This window comes from Streptomyces sp. NPDC048383 (assembly GCF_040651775.1).
Lineage (GTDB): Bacteria > Actinomycetota > Actinomycetes > Streptomycetales > Streptomycetaceae > Streptomyces.
Genome location: NZ_JBEZKS010000007.1, coordinates 24,414 through 47,883, shown reverse-complemented (window position 1 = coordinate 47,883; position 23,470 = coordinate 24,414). Strand labels below are relative to the sequence as shown.

19 protein-coding genes are annotated in these 23,470 nt (G+C 73.2%); 15 read left to right on the top strand and 4 right to left on the bottom strand.

Annotation, left to right across the window (positions count from 1 at the left end; all coding sequences use genetic code 11):
- The first annotated feature begins 73 nt into the window (after positions 1-73).
- The gene (ggt, locus tag AB0D46_RS07500) at positions 74-1,873 is read left to right on the top strand and encodes a gamma-glutamyltransferase (protein WP_362876335.1); all 1,800 of its coding nucleotides are present in this window, start codon (positions 74-76) and stop codon (positions 1,871-1,873) included.
- 30 nt (positions 1,874-1,903) lie between these two features.
- Here ggt and map read toward each other — a convergent pair whose 3' ends face one another.
- A complete protein-coding gene (map, locus tag AB0D46_RS07495; RefSeq protein WP_362876334.1) occupies positions 1,904-2,671 on the bottom strand; it encodes a type I methionyl aminopeptidase in 768 nt (255 codons plus the stop codon).
- Between the two features lie 65 nt (positions 2,672-2,736).
- Between map and AB0D46_RS07490 the strand changes: the two genes are divergently transcribed.
- The 8 genes from AB0D46_RS07490 to AB0D46_RS07455 all read left to right on the top strand — a co-directional run bounded on the left by AB0D46_RS07490 (position 2,737) and on the right by AB0D46_RS07455 (position 11,170).
- On the top strand, positions 2,737-2,988 hold the full coding sequence (locus tag AB0D46_RS07490; protein ID WP_281204092.1) for a helix-turn-helix transcriptional regulator: 252 nt from the start codon (positions 2,737-2,739) through the stop codon (positions 2,986-2,988).
- Between the two features lie 640 nt (positions 2,989-3,628).
- Complete coding sequence (locus AB0D46_RS07485) at positions 3,629-3,961, top strand: hypothetical protein (RefSeq protein ID WP_362876333.1); 333 nt, start codon at positions 3,629-3,631, stop codon at positions 3,959-3,961.
- An 84-nt stretch (positions 3,962-4,045) separates the two neighbouring features.
- Positions 4,046-4,426, top strand: a complete 381-nt coding sequence (locus tag AB0D46_RS07480; protein WP_362876332.1) for a PPOX class F420-dependent oxidoreductase — start codon at positions 4,046-4,048, stop codon at positions 4,424-4,426.
- Between the two features lie 45 nt (positions 4,427-4,471).
- Entirely contained in the window at positions 4,472-6,442 is a 1,971-nt protein-coding gene (locus AB0D46_RS07475) for a hypothetical protein (RefSeq protein ID WP_362876331.1), read from the top strand.
- Positions 6,443-6,609: 167 nt separating this feature from the next.
- The gene (locus AB0D46_RS07470; RefSeq protein WP_362876330.1) at positions 6,610-7,452 is read left to right on the top strand and encodes a nitrilase-related carbon-nitrogen hydrolase; all 843 of its coding nucleotides are present in this window, start codon (positions 6,610-6,612) and stop codon (positions 7,450-7,452) included.
- Between the two features lie 38 nt (positions 7,453-7,490).
- Positions 7,491-8,744, top strand: coding sequence for an aspartate aminotransferase family protein (locus AB0D46_RS07465; RefSeq protein ID WP_362876444.1), 1,254 nt, complete (start codon positions 7,491-7,493; stop codon positions 8,742-8,744).
- Between the two features lie 10 nt (positions 8,745-8,754).
- Complete coding sequence (hydA, locus tag AB0D46_RS07460; protein ID WP_362876329.1) at positions 8,755-10,155, top strand: dihydropyrimidinase; 1,401 nt, start codon at positions 8,755-8,757, stop codon at positions 10,153-10,155.
- A 13-nt stretch (positions 10,156-10,168) separates the two neighbouring features.
- On the top strand, positions 10,169-11,170 hold the full coding sequence (locus AB0D46_RS07455) for a TIGR03842 family LLM class F420-dependent oxidoreductase (protein ID WP_362876328.1): 1,002 nt from the start codon (positions 10,169-10,171) through the stop codon (positions 11,168-11,170).
- A gap of 477 nt (positions 11,171-11,647) precedes the next feature.
- Here AB0D46_RS07455 and AB0D46_RS07450 read toward each other — a convergent pair whose 3' ends face one another.
- Positions 11,648-13,213, bottom strand: coding sequence for a serine/threonine-protein kinase (locus tag AB0D46_RS07450; RefSeq protein WP_362876327.1), 1,566 nt, complete (start codon positions 13,211-13,213; stop codon positions 11,648-11,650).
- A 170-nt stretch (positions 13,214-13,383) separates the two neighbouring features.
- Between AB0D46_RS07450 and AB0D46_RS07445 the strand changes: the two genes are divergently transcribed.
- From AB0D46_RS07445 to AB0D46_RS07425, 5 genes are all read left to right on the top strand, one after another.
- A complete protein-coding gene (locus AB0D46_RS07445; protein WP_362876326.1) occupies positions 13,384-15,321 on the top strand; it encodes an FHA domain-containing protein in 1,938 nt (645 codons plus the stop codon).
- Positions 15,322-15,636: 315 nt separating this feature from the next.
- The gene (locus AB0D46_RS07440) at positions 15,637-16,299 is read left to right on the top strand and encodes an RNA polymerase sigma factor (protein WP_362876325.1); all 663 of its coding nucleotides are present in this window, start codon (positions 15,637-15,639) and stop codon (positions 16,297-16,299) included.
- Positions 16,300-16,304: 5 nt separating this feature from the next.
- On the top strand, positions 16,305-16,631 hold the full coding sequence (locus AB0D46_RS07435) for a hypothetical protein (protein ID WP_362876443.1): 327 nt from the start codon (positions 16,305-16,307) through the stop codon (positions 16,629-16,631).
- 248 nt (positions 16,632-16,879) lie between these two features.
- Positions 16,880-17,647, top strand: coding sequence for an alpha/beta fold hydrolase (locus AB0D46_RS07430; RefSeq protein ID WP_362876324.1), 768 nt, complete (start codon positions 16,880-16,882; stop codon positions 17,645-17,647).
- Between the two features lie 217 nt (positions 17,648-17,864).
- Positions 17,865-20,732: an AAA family ATPase gene (locus tag AB0D46_RS07425; RefSeq protein ID WP_362876323.1), complete on the top strand. Its 2,868-nt coding sequence runs from the start codon at positions 17,865-17,867 to the stop codon at positions 20,730-20,732.
- An 81-nt stretch (positions 20,733-20,813) separates the two neighbouring features.
- Here the strand turns inward: AB0D46_RS07425 and AB0D46_RS07420 are convergent, their stop codons facing one another.
- Together AB0D46_RS07420 and AB0D46_RS07415 are read right to left on the bottom strand one after the other, a co-directional pair.
- On the bottom strand, positions 20,814-21,446 hold the full coding sequence (locus tag AB0D46_RS07420; RefSeq protein WP_362876322.1) for a response regulator transcription factor: 633 nt from the start codon (positions 21,444-21,446) through the stop codon (positions 20,814-20,816).
- Entirely contained in the window at positions 21,439-22,746 is a 1,308-nt protein-coding gene (locus tag AB0D46_RS07415) for a sensor histidine kinase (protein ID WP_362876442.1), read from the bottom strand. The genes AB0D46_RS07420 and AB0D46_RS07415 overlap by 8 nt, the downstream gene beginning before the upstream one ends.
- Before the next feature lie 172 nt (positions 22,747-22,918).
- On the opposite strand from AB0D46_RS07415, the gene AB0D46_RS07410 reads away from it, so the two are divergent.
- Entirely contained in the window at positions 22,919-23,467 is a 549-nt protein-coding gene (locus AB0D46_RS07410) for a hypothetical protein (RefSeq protein WP_362876321.1), read from the top strand.
- The last annotated feature ends 3 nt before the right edge of the window (positions 23,468-23,470 follow it).

Genomic DNA, 23,470 nt, shown 5'->3' with positions numbered 1-23,470 from the left:
GCCCGGGCGGTCACCTGACGCGGCGGCGGGGCGAGCGCTAGGCTCTGCGGACGTTGTCGACCGGAGGTCCGCCATGCACCGTCCTGCCGCACGTTCGTTGCCGCTGCTCGCCCTGGTCGGAGCGCTCGTCTCCACCGGCGCGGCCGCCCCGCCGTCGTCCCCCGCGGCCCCGCCCAAGGTGCCCGTGGCCGCCGGGTACGGCGGGGCCGTCGCCAGCGTCGACCCGGACGCCTCCGCCGTCGGGATCTCCGTACTGCGCGCCGGCGGCAACGCCGTGGACGCGGCCGTCGCCACCGCCGCCGCGCTCGGCGTCACCGAGCCGTACTCGGCGGGCATCGGCGGAGGCGGCTACTTCGTGTACTACGACGCCCGCACCCGCCGCGTGCACACCATCGACGGCCGCGAGACCGCGCCGGCCACGGCCACGGACACCCTCTTCCAGGAGAACGGCGTCCCCATCCCCTTCGCCGAGGGCCAGACCAGCGGACGCGGCGTCGGAGTACCCGGCACCCCCGCCACCTGGAAGAGCGCCCTGGACTCCTGGGGCACCAGGCCGTTGCGCCAACTCATGAAGCCCGCCGAGAAGTTGGCCCGCGACGGGTTCACCGTCGACGAGACCTTCCGGGCCCAGACCGCCGCGAACGAGGAACGGTTCAGGGACTTCCCCGACACCCGCGCCCTGTTCCTGCCGGGCGGGGCGCTGCCGGTCGTCGGCTCCACCTTCAAGAACCCCGACCTGGCCGACACGTACGCCGAACTCGGACGCAAGGGGACGGGCGCGCTCTACCGGGGCCCGATCGCCGATGACATCGTCCGCACCGTGCGCAAGCCCCCCGTCGACCCGGCGGCCGTCCGCACCGTCCGCTCCGGCGACCTGACCGCCGCCGACCTGCGCGCGTACGCGACCAAGCGGCAGGAACCGACCCGGGTGAGCTACCGGGGCCTGGACGTCTACGGCATGGCGCCCTCCTCCTCCGGCGGCACCACCGTCGGCGAGGCCCTGAACATCCTGGAGCGCAGCGACGTCCGCAAGCTCTCCGAGAGCCAGTACCTGCACCGCTTCATCGAGGCCTCCCGGATCTCGTTCGCCGACCGGGGCCGTTGGGTGGGCGACCCGGCCGCCGTGGACGTCCCGACGCGCGACCTGCTCTCGCAGCGCTTCGCCGACTCCCGGGCCTGCCTGATCCGCCCCGACCGGGCCCTGACCAGCCCGCTGGCACCTGGCGACCCGCGCCGGCCGGCGCCCTGCGCCACCACGGGCCGGGCGGCGCCGACCACGTACGAGGGGGAGAACACCACGCACCTGACGGTCGCCGACCGCTGGGGCAACGTCGTGTCGTACACCCTGACGATCGAGTCCACCGGCGGCAGCGGCATCACCGTCCCGGGACGCGGCTTCCTGCTGAACAACGAACTGACCGACTTCTCCTTCGCGCCGGCCGCCCCCGGCGTCCCGGACCCGAACCTGCCCGGCCCCGGCAAGCGGCCGCGGTCGTCGATGTCCCCGACCATCGTGCTGGACGAGGGGCGCCCGGTGCTCGCGGTCGGCTCCCCGGGCGGCGCGACGATCATCACCACCGTCCTGCAAACCCTGCTCGGCCACCTGGACCGGGGCCTGCCGCTGGTCGACGCCATCGCGGCCCCGCGCGCCAGCCAGCGCAACCAGACCACCACCGAACTGGAACCGGGCCTGTGGAACAGCCCGCTCCGGGCCGAATTGGAGGCGCTCGGCCAGGGCTTCCGACAGAACCCCGAGATCGGCGCCGCCACCGGGGTGCAACGCCTCCCGGGCGGACGCTGGCTCGCGGCGGCCGAGACCACCCGCCGCGGCGGCGGCTCCGCGATGGTCGTCCACCCGCACGGGAGGCCGTAGCCGGCGCCGCCGCGGCCCCGGCCCCGGGGGCTACGGGGCGGTGAGGATCCTGGGGCCGCCGGCGGTGATCGCTACCGTGTGCTCCGCGTGCGCGGCGCGGCTGCCGTCGACGGTGCGCAGGGTCCAGCCGTCGGCGTCGCAGGTGTAGTCGTCGGTGCCGCCGGCGGTCAGCATCGGCTCGATCGCCAGGACCATGCCGGCGCGCAGCTTCATCCCGCGCCCCGCCGGGCCCTCGTTGGGCACGCCCGGGTCCTCGTGCATGCTGCGGCCGATGCCGTGGCCGCCGAAACCGTCGGGGATGCCGTAGCCGGCGGCGCGGCAGACGCGGCCGACGGCGTGCGCGATGTCGCCGATCCGGTTGCCGGGCCGGGCGGCGGCGATGCCGGCGGCGAGGGCCTCCTCGGCCGTGGCGATCAGCCGCAGGTCGGCGGGGCGGGCCCGACCGACCGTGAAGCTGATCGCCGAGTCGCCGGCCCAGCCGCCGAGCTGCGCCCCGCAGTCGATGCTGACGAGGTCGCCGTCGCGCAGCCGGTACGCGTCGGGGATGCCGTGCACGATCGCGTCGTTGACCGAGGCGCACACCACTGCCGGGAAGGGCACCGGCGCGAACTGCGGCCGGTAGCCGAGGAAGGGCGAGGTGGCACCCGCCTCGCGCAGCACCTCGCGCGCGGTCCGGTCCAGTTCCAGCAGGGACACCCCGACCGCGGCCGCGGCCCGCACGGCGGCCAGGGCGTGCGCGACGACCCGGCCGGCTTCGCGCATCTCGTCGATCTCACGGTCCGTCTTCAAATTCACCATGCCAATAACTATACCGGTATAACTTTACCGGTATAGTAATGGGAGGTTGGGGGTATGCTGACCCCATGGTCCGTACCCCGTTGACACCCGAAGAGCGTGAACGCGGCGAGCGCCTGGGCGCCCTGCTGCGCGAGGCCCGTGGCGCCCGCAGCATGGTCGAGGTCGCGGCGGGCGCCGGGCTTTCGGCCGAAACCCTCCGCAAGATCGAGACCGGCCGGGCCCCGACCCCCGCCTTCTTCACGGTGGCCGCGCTCGCGGGCGCCCTCGGCCTGTCCCTGGACGACGTGATGCGGCGCTGCGCCCTCGTACCGGTCTGAGGCCGGGCGCGCCGTGCGCCGGGGTCGGCGCCGGGGCCGGGGCCGGCGGGGCCGGCCTGCCTCAGCGCCCGGCTCTCCTCGGCCTCGACCCCCGACGGGGGGCGGCGCGGCCGGTCCGTCCGCCGGGTACGGCGATGCCGGACGTAGCCGCTCGGCCGGTGGCCGTCGTGAGCGGCTCAGCCTCCGCACGGGGCGAACGGTGATCGCTGCCGCTCCCACCAGGATTCGCACCGGCAGGCGCCGAACGGCGACCGGCACTCCGCGCACGGCGGCTCGGCCGGCTCCGGCTCCGTGCTCGCCCGCTCGGCGGCCTCCGGAGCGTCCACGCGGCGAAACAGTCGGCAGTCACAGGGCGGGGCGTTCGCGACGCCCAGGCACCGGCCCAGCGAGGGGACGTGGACACCCCGCTCGTGCGCGCATTCCGCACACGCGTGCGCGGCCCGGCCGTCGGCCATCGGGCACTCCTTCCGGCGGAACGCCGACCCCGGGGGCGGGGGAGCGGGCACCGCGTCGGGCCACCGTACGCCTGCGGTGGGATGATCCGACAGGGTGCGGTTGCGGGCCGCCGCCCGGGGAGAGTCCGGCGGCCGATCAGCCCAATCGCTGCGGGACCACCGGATCCTGGGGGAAGCATGAAGGCGTGTCAGCAACGGACGCAACGAAGGCGACGCACGCGGCCGGCCCGACGAACGCAGCCGGCACACGCTCCGAGGCGAGCCCGTCCACCGCGGCCGGCGGGGCGGCACGGGGCATCACCACGACGTCCGCGCTCGGCGCGACCGGCCCCGGTCCCGTCCACCCCCTCAACGCGGCCGGCGCGGCCAACGCGTCGCAGCGGCTCGGCCTCGGGCTGCTCGGCGCCCTCCTCGCGGGCGGACTGCTCCTCGCCGCCCGCTCCCTCCCCGACGACCGGCCCCCCGCCCCCGACCCGGGCGACGTGGTCGTCCCGCACCAGGACGGGACGCGGGAGTAGCCGCCCGCCGGGCGACGCGCCGGACGCCGGGCCGGGCCGGTCCACGCCCGGCCTCGGGGCGGCGGCACCCCTTAGGCTCCCTCCATGTCCCTCGAACAGCTGGGCCGGGCCCGGTACGTGAGCCTCACGACCTTCCGCAAGGACGGCACCCCCGTCGCCACTCCCGTCTGGGCCGTCGCCGATGGCGGCGAACTGTACGTCTGGACGCGCAGCGACTCCTGGAAGGTCAAGCGCGTCCGCAACAACGGCAAGGTCACCGTGGTGGCCTGTGACGTGCGCGGGCGCGTGGTGGAAGGAGCCCCCGTGCTGGAGGGGCAGGCGCGACTGCTCGACGGGGAGGGGCTCAAGCGGGTGCGCCGGCTGATGATGCGCAAGTACACCTGGCAGTTCTGGATGGTGGACGTACCCGCAGCTCTGGCCCGGCGCGGGAAGCGGCCGCACACCGGGATCGCCGTCAAGCTTTGAGATTCCCGTAGCCCGCCCGTAACACGGGTGGGATGCAATGCGGTCATGGAGACGCCGACTTCACTGGTGATCGAGCAACTCGCCAACTGGCTGCGGGGGTTGACCCAGAGGCTGGATCCCGGGGCAGGCTGGTACGGGGAGTTCCTGCGGCGGGATCCCGAGGGGATGCGGGCCTGCCTGGAGGGCGTCGCGGTGCCGCCGTGGGACGTGCTGGACTCCCTGCTCGCCGACCTCGCCGACCGTGCGGGCGCGGCGGGCGCCGGGTCGGTGGCGCGCGAGGCCGAGTACGCCGCCGGGTTGCGGGCCGCGGCGGTCGCCGCCCACGACGCCACGCCGGACGGGGCCCGGGAGCTGCCCGCGCTGCTCGCGGCGGCCGCCGAGCAGCGGGCCGTGTCGCAGGCGGCGGTACGGATCCTGACCGGGCGACTCGGGTCGGCGGGTGCCGATCCCGCGCGAGCGGCCGCGCTCGCGCGGGAACTGTCCTGGACCCGGGACGACGCCGCCCGCGCGGCCTCGCGGCACACCGACCTGGCGGCCCGCCTGGACGCGTCGGGGCCCCGCTCCCAACCGACCTGGCCCCCTCCGGCGCCGACGTCGGACGAGTCCCTGCCCGTCCTGCCCAGCCGGCGGGAGGCCCGCACGCGACCCGTGGCGTTCCCCGGGGCGGAGCCGCCCCCGGAGGCTCCCGACGCTCCCGCCGAGGTGCCGGTGGGGCGGGCCGAGGGGCGGTGGTGGCGCGGTGGGGCGCGGCGTTCCGGTGGCGCCCGGTACGCGGGTGCCGCGAGGGCGCAGCCCCGGCCGTTCACCCCGCCGCCCGGTCAGGAGGATCCGTCCGCGCCCGCTCCGGGCGGTGCGCTCCCGGCGCCCCGCGGGGCACGCTTCGGCGCCCGGAACACCGCCGCCGACGCGCAGCACCACCGCGCCGCCGCCGCCGCTCGGGTCGCGGGGGTCGCGGGGGCTGCGGGGGTCGCGGGGGTCGCGGGGGTCGCGCCCCCCGGTTCCCGGACCCCGCACCCCGCAGACCCCGGCGAGCCGGCCCCGCCCGCCGGGTCGCCCGGCCTCCGGGCCCCGACTCCGTACGCCGACGCCGGCGGGCCTGACGCCGCGACTGTGTACGCTGACGCCGGTGGGCCTGACGCCGCGACTGTGTACGCTGACGCCGGTGGGCCTGACGCCGCGACTGGGTACGCTGACGCCGGTGGGCCTGACGCCGCGACTGGGTACGCTGACGCCGGTGGGCCTGACGCCGCGACTGCGTACGCCGACGCTTCCGGGTCCCCGCACCCGTACGCCCCCGCCCCCGGGTCCCCGCGCCCGTACGCGGACACCCCCTGGCCCGTGGCCCCGTCCCCCGGCCCCGGTGCGCCGGCTGCGTACGCCCCGGACCCCGGGGGTCCGTACGCGCCCGCCCCCGGATCCCCGGCCGCGTTCCCGGACCACACCCCGCGGCCCCCGGACCCGTCCGCCGCCTCCGCGGGCGCCGCCGCCGGGGAGGACCGCGTCGGGGGCTTCGTGGCGCGGCTGCTCGATCTGCGGGTGCGGGGGCTGGGTGGTGAGGCGCACGCCCTGTTGTGCGAGGCCGCCGGTTGGCCCGCCGCGCTGTTGCCCGCCCTCGCCGCCGGCCTCGGCCGGGCCGGCCTCGCCTCCGACTGGGCGACCCTGCTGTGGGAGGCGGCCTCGCTGCCGCCCGCCCGGCTCGCCGAGGTCGCGGCCGCGCTCGGGGACGCGGGCCGCGACACCGACTGCGGTCGGCTGCTGCGTCAGGGCGTCGCCCGGCCCGCCGCCGAGGTGGCCGACGCCGCGCTCGCCCTGGGGGCCGCCGGTCGGGAGCGCGAGGCGCACGCCCTGCTCGGGGCCTTCGTGGGCCTGCGCACCGCGGAGGAGGCCGCCGCCCTCGCCCGCCGGGACCCCGGCTGGTTCGTGCCCCGGCTGCTGCACGAGGCGCGGGCCCTCGCCGGGAACCGACACCGAGACCTGGCGCACGCCCTGCGGGTGGCCGGACTGCCCGGTACCTGAACCGCCCGCCTGCCGACCGCAATCGACCGCGTGGCGACGTAACTTGATCGACTACTCCAACTGCGCACGGCGGTCTTGCCCCGAGCTGGGACGCGGCCTACCTTCGACTCCCTACGCACCCCGTCTACGTGCGTAGAAGTCGGCGTTCCCGTCGCGAGGAGCAGCTCATGGCCCAAGTCGTCCGCGCCGCACTCGTCCAGGCCACCTGGACCGGCGACACCGAGTCGATGATCGCCAAGCACGAGGAGCACGCCCGCGCCGCGGCTGCCCAGGGTGCGCGGATCATCGGCTTCCAGGAAGTGTTCAACGCCCCCTACTTCTGCCAGGTGCAGGAGCCCGAGCACTACCGCTGGGCCGAGGCCGTCCCCGACGGCCCCACCGTCCGCCGGATGCGGGAACTGGCCCGTGAGACCGGCATGGTGATCGTCGTACCGGTCTTCGAGTTGGAGGCCGAGGGCCTCTACTACAACACCGCCGCCGTCATCGACGCCGACGGCAGCTACCTCGGCAAGTACCGCAAGCACCACATCCCCCAGGTCAAGGGCTTCTGGGAGAAGTACTACTTCCGCCCGGGCAACCTCGGCTGGCCCGTCTTCGACACGGCCGTCGGCCGGGTGGGCGTCTACATCTGCTACGACCGCCACTTCCCCGAAGGATGGCGCGAACTGGGTCTGGCCGGAGCACAGTTGGTATACAACCCGTCCGCCACCCACCGCGGCCTCTCCGCGCACCTGTGGCAGCTGGAACAACCCGCCTCAGCCGTCGCCAACGAGTACTTCATCGCCGCGATCAACCGCGTCGGCCGCGAGGAGTACGGCGACAACGACTTCTACGGGACCAGCTACTTCGTCGACCCGCGGGGCAAGTTCGTCGGCGACGTCGCCAGCGACAAGGAGGAGGAACTCCTCGTCCGCGACCTGGACTTCGACTTGATCAAGGAGGTCCGCGACCAGTGGGCCTTCTACCGCGACCGTCGCCCCGACGCCTACGGAGGGCTTGTACAGCCGTGACCAACCCCATCCCCCTGCACAGCCGCCACCGCACCGTCATGCCCGACTGGCTCGCGCTCTACTACGACCGCCCCATCGAGCTCACCCACGGCGAGGGGCGCCACGTCTGGGACGCCGACGGCAACCGCTACCTCGACTTCTTCGGCGGCATCCTCACCACGATGACCGCGCACGCCCTGCCCGAGGTGACCAAGGCCGTCTCCGAACAGGCCGGCCGGATCATCCACTCCTCGACCCTCTACCTGAACCGGCCGATGATCGAACTGGCCGAACGGGTCGCCGCGCTGTCCGGCATCCCCGACGCCCGGGTCTTCTTCACCACCTCCGGCACCGAGGCCAACGACGCCGCCCTGCTGCTCGCGACGACGTACCGCCGCTCCAACCAGATCCTGGCCATGCGCAACAGCTACCACGGCCGGTCCTTCTCCACCGTCTCCATCACCGGGAACCGCGGCTGGTCCCCGACGAGCCTCTCGCCGCTCCAGACGTACTGGGTGCACGGCGCCGTCCGCTCCCGCGGCCCCTTCGCGGCGCTCCCCGACGCCGAGTTCACCGCCGCCGCCGTCGCCGACCTGGAGGACGTGCTCGGACAGGCTCGCGGCGGAGTGGCCGCGCTCATCGCCGAACCCATCCAGGGCGTCGGCGGCTTCACCTCCCCGCCCGACGGCCTGTACGGGGAGTTCCGCGAGGTCCTCGACCGGCACGGCATCCTGTGGATCAGCGACGAGGTACAGACGGGCTGGGGTCGCACCGGCGAACACTTCTGGGGCTGGCAGGCCCACGGCCAGAACGGCCCGCCGGACATCCTCACCTTCGCCAAGGGCATCGGCAACGGCATGTCCATCGGCGGCGTCGTGGCCCGCGCCGAGGTGATGAACTGCCTCGACAGCAACTCCATCTCCACCTTCGGCGGCTCCCCGATCACCATGGCCGCCGGCCTCGCCAACCTCTCCTACCTGCTGGAACACGACCTCCAGGGCAACGCCCGCCGCGTCGGCGGCCTGCTGATGGAACGGCTGCGCGCCATCGCCGCCCACGTGCCCGCCGTACGGGAGGTCCGCGGCCGGGGCCTGATGGCCGGACTGGAACTCACCGAACCCGGCACCGACCGGGCCGCCCCGGACGCCGCCGCCACCGTCCTGGAGGCCGCCCGCGCGGCCGGCCTGCTGCTCGGCAAGGGCGGCGGCCACGACACGAGCGTGCTGCGCGTCGCGCCGCCGCTGTCCCTCACCGTCGCCGAGGCGGAAGAGGGCGCCGCCCTCCTCGAACAGGCACTCCGCAGCATCACGTAGGGGGATTCACATGAGCATCCGCACCCTGATCCGCGGCGGGCTGGTCGTCACCGCCGCCGACGAGCTCCACGCGGACGTCCTCATCGAGGACGGCCGGGTCGCGGCGCTCGCCGCACACGGCTCGGAGGCCGCCCGGGTCTGGACGGCCGACCGCACCATCGACGCCTCGGGCAAGTACGTCATCCCGGGCGGCGTCGACGCGCACACCCACATGGAACTCCCCTTCGGCGGCACCGCCGCCTCGGACACCTTCGAGACCGGCACCCGCGCCGCGGCGTGGGGCGGCACCACCACCATCGTCGACTTCGCCGTGCAGAGCGTGGGCCGCTCCCTGCGCGAGGGCCTCGACACCTGGTACGCCAAGGCCGACGGCAACTGCGCGATCGACTACGCCTTCCACATGATCCTCTCGGACGTCAACGAGGGCACCCTCAAGGAAATGGACCTCCTCGTCGAGGAGGGCGTCAGCTCGTTCAAGCTGTTCATGGCCTACCCCGGCGTCTTCTACTCCGACGACGGGCAGATCCTGCGCGCCATGCAGCGGGCGTCGGGCAACGGCGGGCTGATCATGATGCACGCCGAGAACGGCATCGCGATCGACGTCCTCGTCGAACAGGCCCTGGCGCGCGGCGAGACGGACCCCCGCCACCACGGCGAGGTCCGCAAGGTGCTCCTCGAAGCCGAGGCCACCCACCGGGCGATCCAACTCGCCCGGGTGGCCGGCTCCCCGCTGTACGTGGTGCACGTCTCCGCGGAGGAGGCGGTGGCGGAGCTGGCCGCGGCCCGGGACAAGGGCCTGCCGGTCTTCGGCGAGACCTGTCCGCAGTACCTGTTCCTGTCCACCGACAACCTCGCGGAGCCCGACTTCCAGGGCGCCAAGTACGTGTGCTCCACCCCGCTGCGCCCGCGCGACCACCAGGCCGCCCTGTGGCGGGGGTTGCGCACCAACGACCTCCAGGTGGTCTCCACCGACCACTGCCCGTTCTGCTTCCGGGGCCAGAAGGAGCTGGGCCGGGGCGACTTCTCGAAGATCCCGAACGGGCTGCCGGGGGTGGAGAACCGCATGGACCTCCTCCACCAGGCCGTCCTGGACGGGCACATCAGCCGCCGCCGCTGGATCGAGATCGCCTGCGCGACCCCGGCCCGGATGTTCGGCCTCTACCCGCAGAAGGGCACCATCGCGCCGGGTTCCGACGCCGACATCGTCCTCTACGATCCGCACGCCGAGCAGGTCATCTCCGCCGAGACGCACCACATGAACGTGGACTACTCGGCGTACGAGGGCAAGCGGATCACCGGACGCGTCGACACGGTCCTCTCGCGCGGCGAACTCGTCATCGACCGCCGGGAGTACACCGGCCGGGCCGGCCACGGGGCCTTCGTCCACCGCTCGACCTGCCAGTACCTGTAAGGAGAGTCCCGACATGGACTTCGGCCTCGTCCTGCAAACCGACCCGCCCGCCTCCCAGGTCGTCAGCCTGATGAAGCGGGCCGAGCGCAACGGGTTCCGCTACGGCTGGACCTTCGACTCGGCGGTCCTGTGGCAGGAACCGTTCGTCATCTACAGCCAGATCCTGGCCAACACGCAGCGGATGACCATCGGCCCGATGGTCACCAACCCGGGCACCCGCACCTGGGAGGTCACCGCCTCCACCTTCGCCACCCTCAACGACATGTACGGCAACCGCACCGTCTGCGGCATCGGCCGCGGCGACTCGGCGATGCGGGTCGCCGGCCGGGCCCCCAACACCCTGGCCCGGCTGGGCGAGGCCATCGACGTCATCCGTGACCTCGCCGAGGGCCGCGAGGCGGAGGTGGACGGCAAGCCGCTGCGGATCCCGTGGATCAAGGACGGGAAACTGCCCGTCTGGATGGCCGCGTACGGGCCGAAGGCCCTCGCGCTGGCCGGACAGAAGGCGGACGGATTCATCCTCCAACTCGCCGACCCCTACCTGACCGAGTGGATGATCAAGGCGGTCCGCCGGGCTGCCGCGGAGGCCGGCCGCGACCCCGACGCGCTCACCATCTGTGTGGCGGCCCCCGCCTACGTGGGAGAGGATCTCACCCACGCCCGCGACCAGTGCCGCTGGTTCGGCGGCATGGTCGGCAACCACGTCGCCGACCTCGTCTCCCGGTACGGCGAGCACTCCTCCATGGTCCCGGAGGAGCTCACCGAGTACGTCAAGACCCGCCAGGGATACGACTACAGCCACCACGGCCGCACCGGGAACCCGTCGGCCGACTTCGTCCCCGACGAGATCGTCGACCGCTTCTGTCTGCTGGGCCCGCCCGAGGCCCACATCGAGAAGCTCCGCGCCCTGCGCGCCCTGGGTGTCGACCAGTTCGCCGTCTACGACATGCACGACGCCCGTGAGGCCACCATCGACGCCTACGGCTCCGACATCATCCCGGCGCTGCGCGACTGATTCTCGTCCGGGGCGCGGGACCGACCGGAAGGTCGGTCCCGCAACGGGTCACCCGGCGAGGAGGATCCGGCCGGCGAGGAGGGTGAGGGCGGACGGGTCAGCGCCCGGCGGCCCTGGAGGCGGGGACGGTAGGGACGGTCTCGACGGCACGCAGTCCGTCGGCCGATGGCCAGATGCCCAGGACCAAGGAGGCGAGGTGGGCGCCCCGGGCACGGATCCGGTCCTCGTCCCAGCAGGAGGCCCAGGCGTCGATGCCGGAACCGGGCGGGGGGTTGAGCCCTGCCGAAGATCCGCCGCAGATCAACCGTGTCAGCCTTCATGGCTCCCCTCCTTGAACCGAACTCCCACCACGGTAGCGATCTTCCCTCCTCGAAAGGCCGACTCCGGGAAAGCCGCAACCCCCGCTCCACACCGTTCGGTTCACCCCGCCCGTGCCCGGCGGCCGGCGGGGGCCCGGTGACCCGCCCGACCCGGCGGTCAGCCCGTGCAGGTGATGGAGAAGGGGACCGGGTTGGAGGTGGTGCGGGTGGGGCTTTGGAGTTCCACGGCCATTCCGGTGGTCAGGTTGCCGCTCTTCGCCCAGGTCGTCAGGCGCACGGTGTCGTGGCCCGTGGGGTTGGCCTCGGACCCGATCGACATGGTGCGCCAGTGGGGGTCCACCACGGAGCCGTCACCGGACACCCAGCGGTAGGAGATCAGGGTCGGCTCGGAGGCGGTGAACGTCGCGGTGAAGGCCGGGGCCCGGTTCTCGGGGGTGGGGCAGCTACCGGTGTAGGTGGTGTTCGCGCCCGCCACCGACATCCGTACCCCGGAGTCGGGGGCGGCGTCCCCGCCGCCGGCCAGTGCGAGGGCCACCCCGCCGGAGATCAGTAGGCAGACGGCGGCGCCGGCCGCGACGAGGACCGCCGTACGGCGCTTGCGGGGCGGGGCCGTGGGGATCGCGGGCGCCGCCGGCGTCGCGTCAGTGACTTCGGCGGTCGGCGCGGCGGTCGGCACGGCCGTCGACGGAGCCGTCGTCGTGGGTTCCGTCGCCGGCTCGGGCTCGGGCTCCGGCGGCGCGGGCGCGGCGACCGGTGTCGCCAGGACGCGGGCGGCGGTCGTGGTGGCGTCCGGTTCGTGCGCGATCTCCCGCAGCGATTCGGTGACCTGAGCGGCGGGGGTCCGCTCGGCGGGCTCCTTGCGCAGCAGCCCGGCGATGACGGGTGCGAGCGGGCCGGCCCGGGTCGGCGCCGGCGGTTCCTCGTCCACGACGGCCCGCAGGGTGCTCAGCGCGGTGTCCTGCCGGAACGGCGAGACCCCCTCCACTGCCGCGTACAGCATCACTCCGAGGGACCACAGGTCCGACTCGGGGCCGGAGGGACGGCCGAGCGCCCGCTCCGGCGGCAGGTACTCGGGGGAGCCGACCACCTCGCCCGTCATGGTCAGGGCCGTGCTGCCCTCGACCACCGCGATGCCGAAGTCGCTGAGCACCACCCGCCCGTCGTCTGCGAGCAGTACGTTCGCCGGCTTGACGTCCCGGTGCTCGACGCCGACGGCGTGCGCGGCGCGCAGCGCGTTCAGGACCTCCGCGCCGATGTGCGCGGCGTGGCGCGGCGTGAGCGGTCCCTCGGCGCGCAGCAGATCGGCCAGTGACTGCCCGCGGACCAGTTCCATCACGATCCAGGGGCGGTCGTCCTCCGTGACCACGTCGTGGACCGTCACCACGTTGCGGTCGGGTATGCGGGCCGCCGCCCAGGCCTCCCGTTCCAACCGGCTGTACATCCGGCTGATGGCGTCGGCCCGCAGGCCGGCCGGCGCCCGGACCTCCTTGACGGCGACCTCCCGGTGCAGGGTCTCGTCGCGGGCCCGCCACACGGTGCCCATGCCGCCTTCGCCGAGTCGGGACAGCAGCCGGTAGCGACCCGCGATGAGTCGGTCCGCCGCCGCCGCCGCCCCGGCGCCGGCCGTCGTCGTCGTGCCCTCCGTGCCCGATGTGGTTGCCGTGGTGGTGGCCGCGAGAGCGGTCTCCGTCAGGGTCGCGGTCTCGGATTCGTCGTTGTGCATGGGGGCAGTTCTCCCTCTGGTCGTCGGCCGACGCGAAACATCACGTACGGACCGGCCCTTGCGGTTCACCGGGGCGCAAAGAAATTCAAGAAATGGTTGAACCGAACACCTTCGGAAGGGCGTGTTGCTGTCGTACGAGGTCAGCAGGCGTCTTCTTCAAGGAGTGTGGAGTGCCATCGGTCATCGTTGGGCGCACGGGTCCCTTCACCGGGCAGAGCGTGGTTCTGGGCGGCGAGCCCCTCAGCTTCGGGCGCAAGAGCGACAACGGCGTCGTGATCGTCAGCCCCAGTGCCTCCCGGTTGCACGCCGAGGTCATCACGGAGGACGCCGGGTTCGTCCTCCACGACCGGGACAGCCGCAACGGCACGTTCGTCAACGACCAGCGCGTCCAGCGGCACGTACTGCGCCCGGGCGACTGCATCCGCATCGGTGACGAAACGTTTCTCTACGAGGCGCAGGACGCCCTGGAGACGGTCATGGACCTCTCCCTGCTGGACGTCCCCCGGCCGAGCGCCGCGGACCCCGGAACGCTGCGGGTCACCATCACCGGCGGCGGCCCGGTGGGTCTGGCCTTCGCCCTGGCGCTGGACGAGATGCTGCCCGGGCGCACGGCCATCACCCTCTACGACGGACGCTGGACCAGGAAGGGCTCCGCGATCGTCTGGAAGGACGAGACGCAGGGAAACTTCCGCCGCCAACAGGTGGTGACCGTCCAGAGCCGGCAGTACCTCGCCCTGTCGGACGAGGTGCTCTCCGCGCTGTTCGACGACGAGCGTTCCTACTCCGAGATGTGGCCCGTCGGCCCGGACTCGGTCGACGGCCGACCACCCCGCAACATCCGGATCGCCCACATCGAGGACCGGCTGCTGGAACTGGCCGACCGGAAACCGTCGATCCGACTCGTACCCAAGCGGTTCGACGTGGCGGAGCAGCAGAACCGGCTCACGCAGGAGCACGTCCTGGTGGTCTGCGAGGGCGGCCGCTCCCGCACCCGTGAGCACTACGCCGACCGCTTCGGCGCGGCCGACGCCTCCATCTACTCCCTCGACGGCGAGCACCTCCAGGACGTCGTCCTGGGGCTGCGCGTCAAGTCGAAGCTGCCCGACCCGATGAGCGTGCTGCTCACCGTGTCGCAGAACCGCTTCCTGCTCAACTCGCTGCGCGGCGAGGGCTTCCTGAACATGCGGCTCACCCGGGAGGAGGCCGGGAACGTCATCGGCATCGACCCGGTGCGTCACGTCTTCGAGGAGTGCATAGCCGCCCGCCCCTGCCTGATGAGCCGGCAGGAGGAGGACAACGAGTTCCGCTGCCCGACCCACGGCACCCTCTTCCTGCCCGCCCTGCTGCGGGGTTCCCCGCTGTGGAAGGAGATCCGGCAGGGCCTGAGGTTGTTCGGGGTGGCCGAGGACGACCTGTCCGCGATCACCTCGTTCCGACTGGACATGGTGCAGCGCCCCCGCTTCACCGCGCAGTTGCACCGACCGACGGCAACCACTCCCGGTACGTACGGATTCCTGCTGGGCGACGCCGCCAACGCCATCCACTTCTGGCCGGGACGCGGCCTCAACAGCGGCCTGGCGTCCGCCACTTCGCTGGCCCGCTCCCTCAGCCGCGCCTGGCAGGGCAAGCCGCTGAGGGACGCCGACTTCATCCGTCACGAGGCGGCGATGTCCATGCTCCAGTACCGGCACAAGAGCCGGGCCTGGAACGCGATGGTGACCACGGACGAGCAGGGTGTCACCCGCGCCATCCGGGACATCATCGCGCGCGGCGCCGAGGCCGCCGGCGCTGCCGTGTCGGGCGGCCCGGGCGTGGTTCCGGGCGAAGGCGTTGACGGGAGTGACCTGGAGGCGTTGCTGGAGCGGATGGTCGGGATCCGGGAACGACTGGCCCCGCGGATGCCGGGCCTGCCGACGGACGGGGAGCTGCGTTCCCACCTGGCCGCGATCGCCCCCGTGACCCTGCGGACCCTGCGGGAGAGCGGCGCCTGGGACACCTTGATCGTGGGTGGTGAGGAGGCCGACATCGACCTGTTCTACCAGTCGGACTCCCCGGTCTTCGTGCCCCGCCCGGCCGACCCCCGAAATCCCTCCCCGATCGGCGCGTAGGCCGCCTCCCGCCGAGGGGGGCCGCCGGCACCCCACGCTTCGGTTCCGGCGGGCGCGGCCCTCCCGCGTGCCCGCCCGGACCCGGCCGGAAAAAAGTTCGGCCGGAAGTGAATCCTCTGCGGGTCTTCCCACCTCTTGTGTGTGTGCCGGTCGAACGGGCCGGCGGAACCGGGAGGAATGCCATGATGATCACCGTGCTCGTAGGCGTCGGAGTCCTGCTCACGGCCGCCTGCGGTTGGCACCTGCTGCGGCGCTACCGGAGCCGGGCCTGAGCCGCGCCCGCGCGCGGCGGCGTCCGGTGGATGTGAGGAGCAGATGAACCAGCGTTTCCGTTGGCCGGACGAGCGGCTGATCAAGGCGGCCCAGGACGGCGACGTCACGTCGCTCACCAGCGTCGTCAAGGAGTCCCAGCCCCACGTGCGCAAGTTCGCCCTGTCCCTGTGCGCCTCGCCGCAGGACGCCGAGGACGCGGCACAGGAGGCGCTGATCATCCTGTACCGCAGGATCGGCACCCTGCGGGCCACGGGCGCGCTCGCCTCGTGGATGTTCCGGATCGTGCGCAACGAATGCCTGCGGCAGGTGCGCCTGCTCGTCCCGCGAGGGGACGAGGCGTCGGCCGCTTCGCGGGCGCCCGTGGAACCGTCCGCCGAGGACGCGGTGCTGCACGGGTTGGAGGTGGCGCGGATCGCGGCGGCGGTCGGCGCCCTGCCCCGGGACCAACGGCAGGTCTTGATCATGCGGGACGTGCAGGGCCTGCCGGGCAGGGCCGTCGCGCACTCGCTCGGCCTGAGCAGTGCCGCGATGAAGTCGCGGCTGCACCGGGCGCGCGCGACCGTGCGGCACTCACTGGCGACAGCCGACCGGCTCCCGGGCGGGCCGGGCGGGCCGGGCGGCCCGGGCGGCCCGGGCGGAGGAGCAACCGACCGGCGACCCGGTCGAGCGAGCGAGCCATCGGACCGAGGAGAGGGACAACCGTGAACACGATGAAACAGGCGCCGGCTCCGGCCACCCCCGGTGCTCCGGCCGGGGCCCGTTCCCCGGCCGCCGGGCCGGATTTCGCCAGCAGGTCCGTGCCGGGCCACCTGGTGCGCGGCGCGATCGGGTTCGGGTTGATCGGCGGGTCGATCGCCCTGGTGCCCGTCGTCGGCCCGGTGAGCCTGCTCGCGGCGCCGTTGGCCCTGATCGCCTTTCGCGGTTGTCCCACCTGCTGGACGGTCGGATTGGTGCAGACCATTTCGCGCGGCCGGCTGAAAAGGCAATGTCCGGAAAGTGATGGTGAGGTCGGCACATGCGCGCTCGTCAGGGCGTAGTCGGGCATCACCCGGCGAGTCATTCCGTGATCAACAGTTGAATTACGAACGGTTTCGGCCGAGTGGAGGGTGTGAGAGGCGATTTTCGGCCGCCATAGGGGTTCGGGGGGTTCCAAACCTAGGGGTACTGGCGAGATTCCCGCTCTGCTAGACATAGAGCAACGGAACGCGTGTGCGGAAGTCGCAAAAAGACTCGCATCGTCGAGTTCTTGTGCTGCTTACGGACTGGAACACGGAGTTTTCATCCCTTGATCGCCAAGCAGAATGCCGACGGCTGGATCCGCCGCTACCACGCCGCGGACGAAAGCCCGATCCGACTGGTTTGCCTCCCGCACGCCGGCGGATCCGCCTCCTTCTACTTCCCCATGTCCCAGGCCCTGGCCCCGGCGGTGGACGTCCTGAGCGTCCAGTACCCCGGACGCCAGGACCGCCGGCACGAGCCGGGAATCACCGACATCGGCGTCTACGCCGACGCCCTGACCAGCGCGCTCCTGCCCTGGCTGGACCGACCCGTGGCGCTGTTCGGCCACAGCATGGGCGCCGTCCTGGCCTTCGAGGTGACGCGCCGGCTGGAACGCGACCACGGGATCAACCCCGTCCGCATCTTCGCCTCGGGTCGCCGCTCACCGTCGAGTTTCCGCCAGGAAACCGTTCACCTACGTGACGACGACGGCATCGTTGCCGAAATGCGAGAGCTCAGCGGAACCAACTCCGCGATTCTCGGCGACGAGGAGATCCTCCGCATGGTGCTCCCCGCCATTCGGAGCGACTACACGGCCATCGAGAACTACCGCGCCGACCCCCGGGAAACGGTGAACGCCCCCATCACTGTGCTGACCGGCGAGTCCGACCCGCGCACCAGCGCGGAGGAAGCGGACGCCTGGGAAGGCCACACGAGCGCGGAATTCGACATCCACCGTTTTCCCGGCGGCCATTTCTATCTCGCCGGACAACAGGCGCGGATCCTGAAGATTGTTTCCGACGAGCTCGCAGCGGCCCCCGTCCGGAAGGGCTGAGCCGCACGCCGGGCGGGCCGCGTGACCAGCGGCCCACCCGGCGGCCTACGGACGAACGGGCCCCGCGTCCGGGCCGGCCCGCCTCCCCGCACGGAGGACGAGCCGATCCGCCCGCGGCACCCGGAAACCACCCCGCCCGCCCGGCGGGGGTGCGAGGAGGAACGACGCAGTGCAGTGCAGGGCGAGCTCAGGTGCTCCGGGGGAAGGGAACGAGGCCGTGGCGGCAAGGCTGGTCGAGCGCGAACACGAGTGGGAGACGCTGAACGACCTGCTCGGCAGCGCCCGCCGGGGCCGCGGACGCGTCGCCGTCATCAGCGGACCCATCGCCGGCGGGAAGACGACCCTGCTGGAGTGCTTCACCGAACAGGCCCTGTCCGAAGGGGTGTTGGTCCTGGAAGCGGCCGGCTCGCGAGCCGAGCGCTACCTCCCCTTCGGGATCCTGCGTCGCATCCTCGACAGCGCCGCACCACTGGACCCCGCCGTCCACGCCGAGACCACCGCACTGCTCGACGGGGTGAGCGCCGAGGCCGCACGGGCCGAGGACGCGGCGGGCGCCGTCGAAGCCGGCATGCGCGTCCTGCCCCACGTGTGCGCCTCGCTGCTGCGGATCGCCCGGGGCCGAACCGTCGTCATCGCCGTCGACGACGTCCACCACGGCGACGCCCTCTCCCGCGCCTTCCTGCTGTGCCTGGCCCGTCGGGTCCGCCAGGCCGGTGTCCTCATCGTGCTGACCGAGGCCGTCCGGCTGCTGCCCGCCCAGCTCGATTTCCACGCCGAACTGAAGCGCCAGCCCAACTGCACGAGCATCCGACTGCCCCTGCTCAGCGCGGACGGCACCGGCCGCCTGCTGGCCGGACACTTCTCCACCGCCGCCGCCCAACGCCTCTCCGCCGACTGCCAGGAAGCCACCGGCGGAAACCCGCTGCTGGTCAAGGCCCTGTTGGAGGACGGACTGGCCGCCCTCGGCGACAGCGAGCCGTTCCAGCCGTTCGTCCCCGCCGACACCTTCGAGCGTGCGGTGCTCGACTGCCTCCACCGCGGCGACCCCGAGATGCCGGCCGTCGCCCGGGGCGTCGCCGTCCTCGGCGACGCCTGCCCGCCCGCCCTGCTCAGCCGCATCACCGACGTCCACGTCAAGACCGCCGAACTGGCCCTCCAGGACCTCGGCCGCTGCGGGATACTGCGCGACGGAGCCTTCCGCGACCCCGCGACCCGCGCCGCCGTCCTGACCGCGACCCCGCCCGGCGCGCTGTCCGCGCTCCACCAGCGTGCCGCGCGACTGCTGCACCAGGAGGGGGCGCCCGCCCTCGACGTCGCCCGCCACCTCCTCGCCGCCCGCAAACCGGTGGCGGAGTGGGCGATCCCCGTCCTTCAGGACGCCGCCGAGTACGCACTCGTCGAGGACGATCCCCAACTCGCCCTGCGTTGCGGGGAGCTGGCCGTCGACTCGTGCCCGGACGGCGCCCGCCGCACCGCGCTGAAGTCCCGCCTCGTCAGCATCGTCTGGCGCAGCAGCCCGGCCGCCGCCGAAGGCCACCTGCGCCAGCTCTCCCGGGAGTTCTGCGCGGGCCGGCTCACCGACCGCGACCTCCTGCACGCCGTGTCCTGCCTGGCCTGGATGGGGGAGGCCCGACAGGCCGCCGAGGCGATACACGACCTGCAGACCGCAGCCGACCGGGCCCGCGACACCGGCCGGCCCTTCGCCTACGAACCCGCCACCCTCGCCGCCGCACAGAACTGGCTGTCCCTGATCAGCCCCCCGGTGCGGGACGCGTTCGCCCCCGCCGGGGCCTGCGACCCCACCACGCCCGCCGCCGGCGCGTCCGCCACCGGCCGGCCCGCCGCCCACGACATGCCGGACGACGCCCACGTCCCGGCGGCCGAGGCGATGCGGACCGCGCTGCGCGGAGGCCAGGGCGAGGCGGCCGTGGCCGCCGCGACCCGGGTCCTGCAGCGCTACCACCTCAGCGACCGCACCCTGACCTCCCTGGTCCTCGCCGTACTGGCCCTCGTCTACGCGGGCCGGCTCGACCTCGCGCTCACCTGGATCGACCGGCTGCTCGGCGAATGCTCCACCAGCAACGCGCCGACCTGGCAGGCCGTCCTCGGCGCGGTCAGGGCCGAGATCGCGCTGCGCCAGGGCGACCTGCCGGGCGCCGCCGCCCAGGCCCGCCAGGCCATGTCCTTGATATCCGTACCGTGTTGGGGCGTGGGCGTCGCGCTGCCGCTGGGCGTCCTCATCGAGGCCGAGACCCGGATGGGCAACCTCGAAGAGGCCATGAGCCTGCTCGAACAGCCGGTGCCCGAGACGATGTTGGAAACGCGGACCGGGCTGCACTACCTGCGCGCCCGCGGCCGCTGCCACCTCGCCACCGGCCGCTATCACGCCGCCCTGCGCGACTTCCTGACCTGCGGCGAGCTGATGCAGGCCTGGGACATGGAAGCCGCGGAGCCGGTGCCGTGGCGGTTGGACGCCGCCGAGGCGTGGCTGGCCATCGGGAACGTGCCGCGGGCCCGGGAGTACGTCGAACAGCAGCGGCAGCGCGAGACGGGCCCGGCCGGCAGCCGGCCGCGGGGACCCCTGTTGTTCGCGCTCGCCCGCACCAGCGGCGACCTCGGCTACCGCCTCAAGCGACTCACCGAAGCCGTGGAAATCCTGGAGCAGGGCGAGGACCGGCTCCAACTGGCCAGATGCCTTGGCGAGTTGGGTAGCGCCTATCGGGCGGTCGGGGACTTCAACCGGGCCCGGATGCTCGTCCGCAAGGCCTGGCACGTGGCCAAGTCCTGCGGGGCGCAGCCCCTGTGCCAGGAGTTCACCCCCGGGCAGGGCGACGGCGAGCCCGCCCCCGTGCCCGGCCGCGAGGCCGAACCGCCGAGCGAGGCGGAGGTGTTGTCCGAGGCGGAGGCCCGGGTGGCGCTCCTCGCGGCGCGCGGACACACCAACCGGGAGATCGCCACCAAGCTGTACGTGACCGTCTCGACGGTCGAGCAGCACCTGACCCGGATCTACCGCAAGCTCCAGGTCAAGCGGCGCCGGGACCTGCCCGCCCGGCTGTGGGACCTCAGCCTGCCCGGCATCGCCTGAGGCCCGGGCCCCGTGCGGTGGGCCCGACACGGGAGGGGCCGGTTGTCCGGGGCCGTGCGACCCCGGACAACCGGTGCCTCGTCAGGACAGCAGGCCGCGTTCCAGGGCGGCCATCACCGCCGCCGTGCGGTCCGAAACCGACAGCTTCTTGAACGACCGCAGCAGGTGCGTCTTGACCGTGGCCTCACTGATGAACAGCCGGCGCCCGATGTCCGCGTTGGTCCGGCCCTGCCTGACCAGTTGCAGCACCTCGCGCTCCCGCTCGGACAGCACCGGCGGCTCCACCACCCGCGCCCGGAACAGCTTCGGCGCCAGCGACGGCGTCAGCACCGTCTCGCCGCGGGCCGCCGCCTTCACCGCCTGCACCAGCTCGTCCCGGGAACTGCCCTTGAGCAGGTACCCCGCCGCTCCCGCCTCCACCGCGCGCAGGATGTCGGCGTCGTCCTCGTACGTGGTCACGATGACCACCTTGGTCCGCGGCGACTCCCGCAGGATGTGCCCCGTGGCCGCCACCCCGTCCATCGCGCCCATCCGCAGGTCGAGCAGGACGATGTCCGGCTTCAACCGGCCGGCCTGGAGCACCGCTTCCTCGCCCGAACCGGCCTGGCCCACGACGCGGATGCCCTCGTCCAGCTCCAACATGGCCGACAGGCCCTCACGGACCACGGGATGGTCGTCGGCGAGCAACACCCCGATCGGCGTCGGCTCACTCATCGTCCGGCTCCTCTCCCACCGGGCCCAGCGGCACCGTGATCTCGATGGTCGTGCCCGCTCCCGGGCTGCTGTCGACCCGCACCATGCCGCCGATCTCCCTCACCCGGGCCCGCATCCCGCGCAACCCGAAACCACCCCGCACGCCGTTCCCGGCACCCGCGTCGTCCCCGGCGCCCGCGTCGTCCTCGTCGGCGGGCGGCGCGTCCAGCCACGCCCGCGCGTCGAAACCGGCGCCGTCGTCGCGGACCCCGAGGCGTACCGCCTCCGGCGCGTACGCCACCGTGACCTCCACCCTACGGGCCTGCCCGGCGTGCTTGCGCACGTTGGCGAACGCCTCCTGCGCCGAGCGCAGCAGCACCACGCTGACGGCCATCGGCAGCGGCTGCTCCTCGCCCCCGGCCGTACACCGCACCGCCAGGCCGGTCTCCTCCATCAGCAGGTCGGCCTGCCGGCGCACGGCCTGCATCAGCGAGCTCTCCCGCAGCGGCGGCGGGGTCAACTTGGAGACGAAGCCCCGGGCCTCGTCCAGGCTGTCCCGGGCCACCCGCCCGGCCAGCCCGAGCCGGGACCGTGCCCGTTCGGGATTGACCGCCACCTCCGACTCCGCCGCCTGCACCAGGCTGATGATGCTGGTCAGGCTCTGCGCCAGGGTGTCGTGGATCTCCCGGGCCAGGCGCTCCCGCTCGGCCGAGATGCCGGCCTGATGGGACAGGTACGCCTCCCGCTCCCGACTCAGCCGCAACTCGTCGATCAACGCGGCCCGTTCCGAACTCTGCTGCACCACGCGGGTGATCCACACCCCGAGCAGCACCGACAGGGCGGTGCCCAGCAACGAGATGGGCAGCACCGACAGGATGTGCGGATCGAACTGCCCGCCCCGCAACCACACCACCGTCACCGGCCACAGGTTGGCCAGGACGACCAACACGATCGCGGGCGGCATCGGCAGGCTCATCATGAGCATCGGGACCACCGCGAACAGCGCGAAGGACCCACCGAGGTCGAGGGCGCCGCAGCTCGCGAACAGCAGGAACAGGCCGGCGCTGAACACGAGGTTGCGTCGCCCGTGCGTCCGACGGATCATCGGCTTCCGACCGAGTCCGGCGTACCAGGGCACGATCAGCGTCAGCGCGCCGATGGCGAAGGCCCGGTGGGCCTGGTCCTCGTCGGACGTGAAGAGCAGGACCACCGTGACGAGGTAGGACACGGCGAAATAGGCGTCCCACAGACCGAACCAGCGGACCCCCGAGTCGGCCCCGCGTCCCTGGACGTTCCGCGGAACCTCCTGCTGTGTGTACATGTGCACGGAACCAGTCCTACCACGAGCCCCGCCGGTGTCCGTCGATCGGTTGACAGCCGGTCCCATCGATCGGTCGGCACGGGGCCCCCGCACGCCGCCCTACGGTGGAGGCAGCGGAAGGGATCCGCGACAACGGGTCGTCACGGACACCGGGAAGGACGGGGCTGTACACGTGGGCCAGTTCACGACGGCGCTCCTGACCTGCGGAGCGATCCTGGCCGTCATCCTCGCGACCGACTCCGGCAGCCGGCGCGTCACCCGGGTGAGGATCGCGGGCCCCGCGCTGGTGGCCGTCCTCGCCGTCGGCGCCTGCGTACACTCCTTCCCGACGGCGGGCAACGACACGTCGCTGCACCTCGCCGGCATCGGGGTGGGAGCCATCTGCGGACTCGCGGCAGGCTCCCTGCTCCCGGCCCACCGGGCCCTCGCGGGAGACATCCGCAGTACGGGCGGCGCGGGCTACGCCGCGGTCTGGATCCTCCTCACCGGTGTGCAGCTCCTCTTCGCGTACGGCTGCGAGCACTGGTTCGGCCCGCAGACGGCCCGCCTGACCACCACCTACCAACTCAGCGGCAGCGACGTGCTCGTGAGCTCGCTCGCGCTGATGTCGCTGTCGGCGGTGGCGGCGCGGACGGCGGTCCTGCTGTCCCGGCTGCGCGCCGTACGGGCCGCCACGGCAACGGACACCGACCGATCGACATCGTTCCAGGAACAAGGGTGACGC

Coding starts and splice junctions, on each gene's coding strand:
- AB0D46_RS07455 (WP_362876328.1), top strand. CDS start 10,169: ATGGACTTCGGCCTCGTCCTGCAAACCGACCCGCCCGCCTCCCAGGTC.
- hydA (WP_362876329.1), top strand. CDS start 8,755: ATGAGCATCCGCACCCTGATCCGCGGCGGGCTGGTCGTCACCGCCGCC.
- AB0D46_RS07450 (WP_362876327.1), bottom strand. CDS start 13,213: ATGCACAACGACGAATCCGAGACCGCGACCCTGACGGAGACCGCTCTC.
- AB0D46_RS07490 (WP_281204092.1), top strand. CDS start 2,737: ATGGTCCGTACCCCGTTGACACCCGAAGAGCGTGAACGCGGCGAGCGC.
- AB0D46_RS07475 (WP_362876331.1), top strand. CDS start 4,472: ATGGAGACGCCGACTTCACTGGTGATCGAGCAACTCGCCAACTGGCTG.
- ggt (WP_362876335.1), top strand. CDS start 74: ATGCACCGTCCTGCCGCACGTTCGTTGCCGCTGCTCGCCCTGGTCGGA.
- map (WP_362876334.1), bottom strand. CDS start 2,671: ATGGTGAATTTGAAGACGGACCGTGAGATCGACGAGATGCGCGAAGCC.
- AB0D46_RS07470 (WP_362876330.1), top strand. CDS start 6,610: ATGGCCCAAGTCGTCCGCGCCGCACTCGTCCAGGCCACCTGGACCGGC.
- AB0D46_RS07420 (WP_362876322.1), bottom strand. CDS start 21,446: ATGAGTGAGCCGACGCCGATCGGGGTGTTGCTCGCCGACGACCATCCC.
- AB0D46_RS07465 (WP_362876444.1), top strand. CDS start 7,491: ATGCCCGACTGGCTCGCGCTCTACTACGACCGCCCCATCGAGCTCACC.
- AB0D46_RS07440 (WP_362876325.1), top strand. CDS start 15,637: ATGAACCAGCGTTTCCGTTGGCCGGACGAGCGGCTGATCAAGGCGGCC.
- AB0D46_RS07415 (WP_362876442.1), bottom strand. CDS start 22,746: ATGTACACACAGCAGGAGGTTCCGCGGAACGTCCAGGGACGCGGGGCC.
- AB0D46_RS07435 (WP_362876443.1), top strand. CDS start 16,305: ATGAAACAGGCGCCGGCTCCGGCCACCCCCGGTGCTCCGGCCGGGGCC.
- AB0D46_RS07480 (WP_362876332.1), top strand. CDS start 4,046: ATGTCCCTCGAACAGCTGGGCCGGGCCCGGTACGTGAGCCTCACGACC.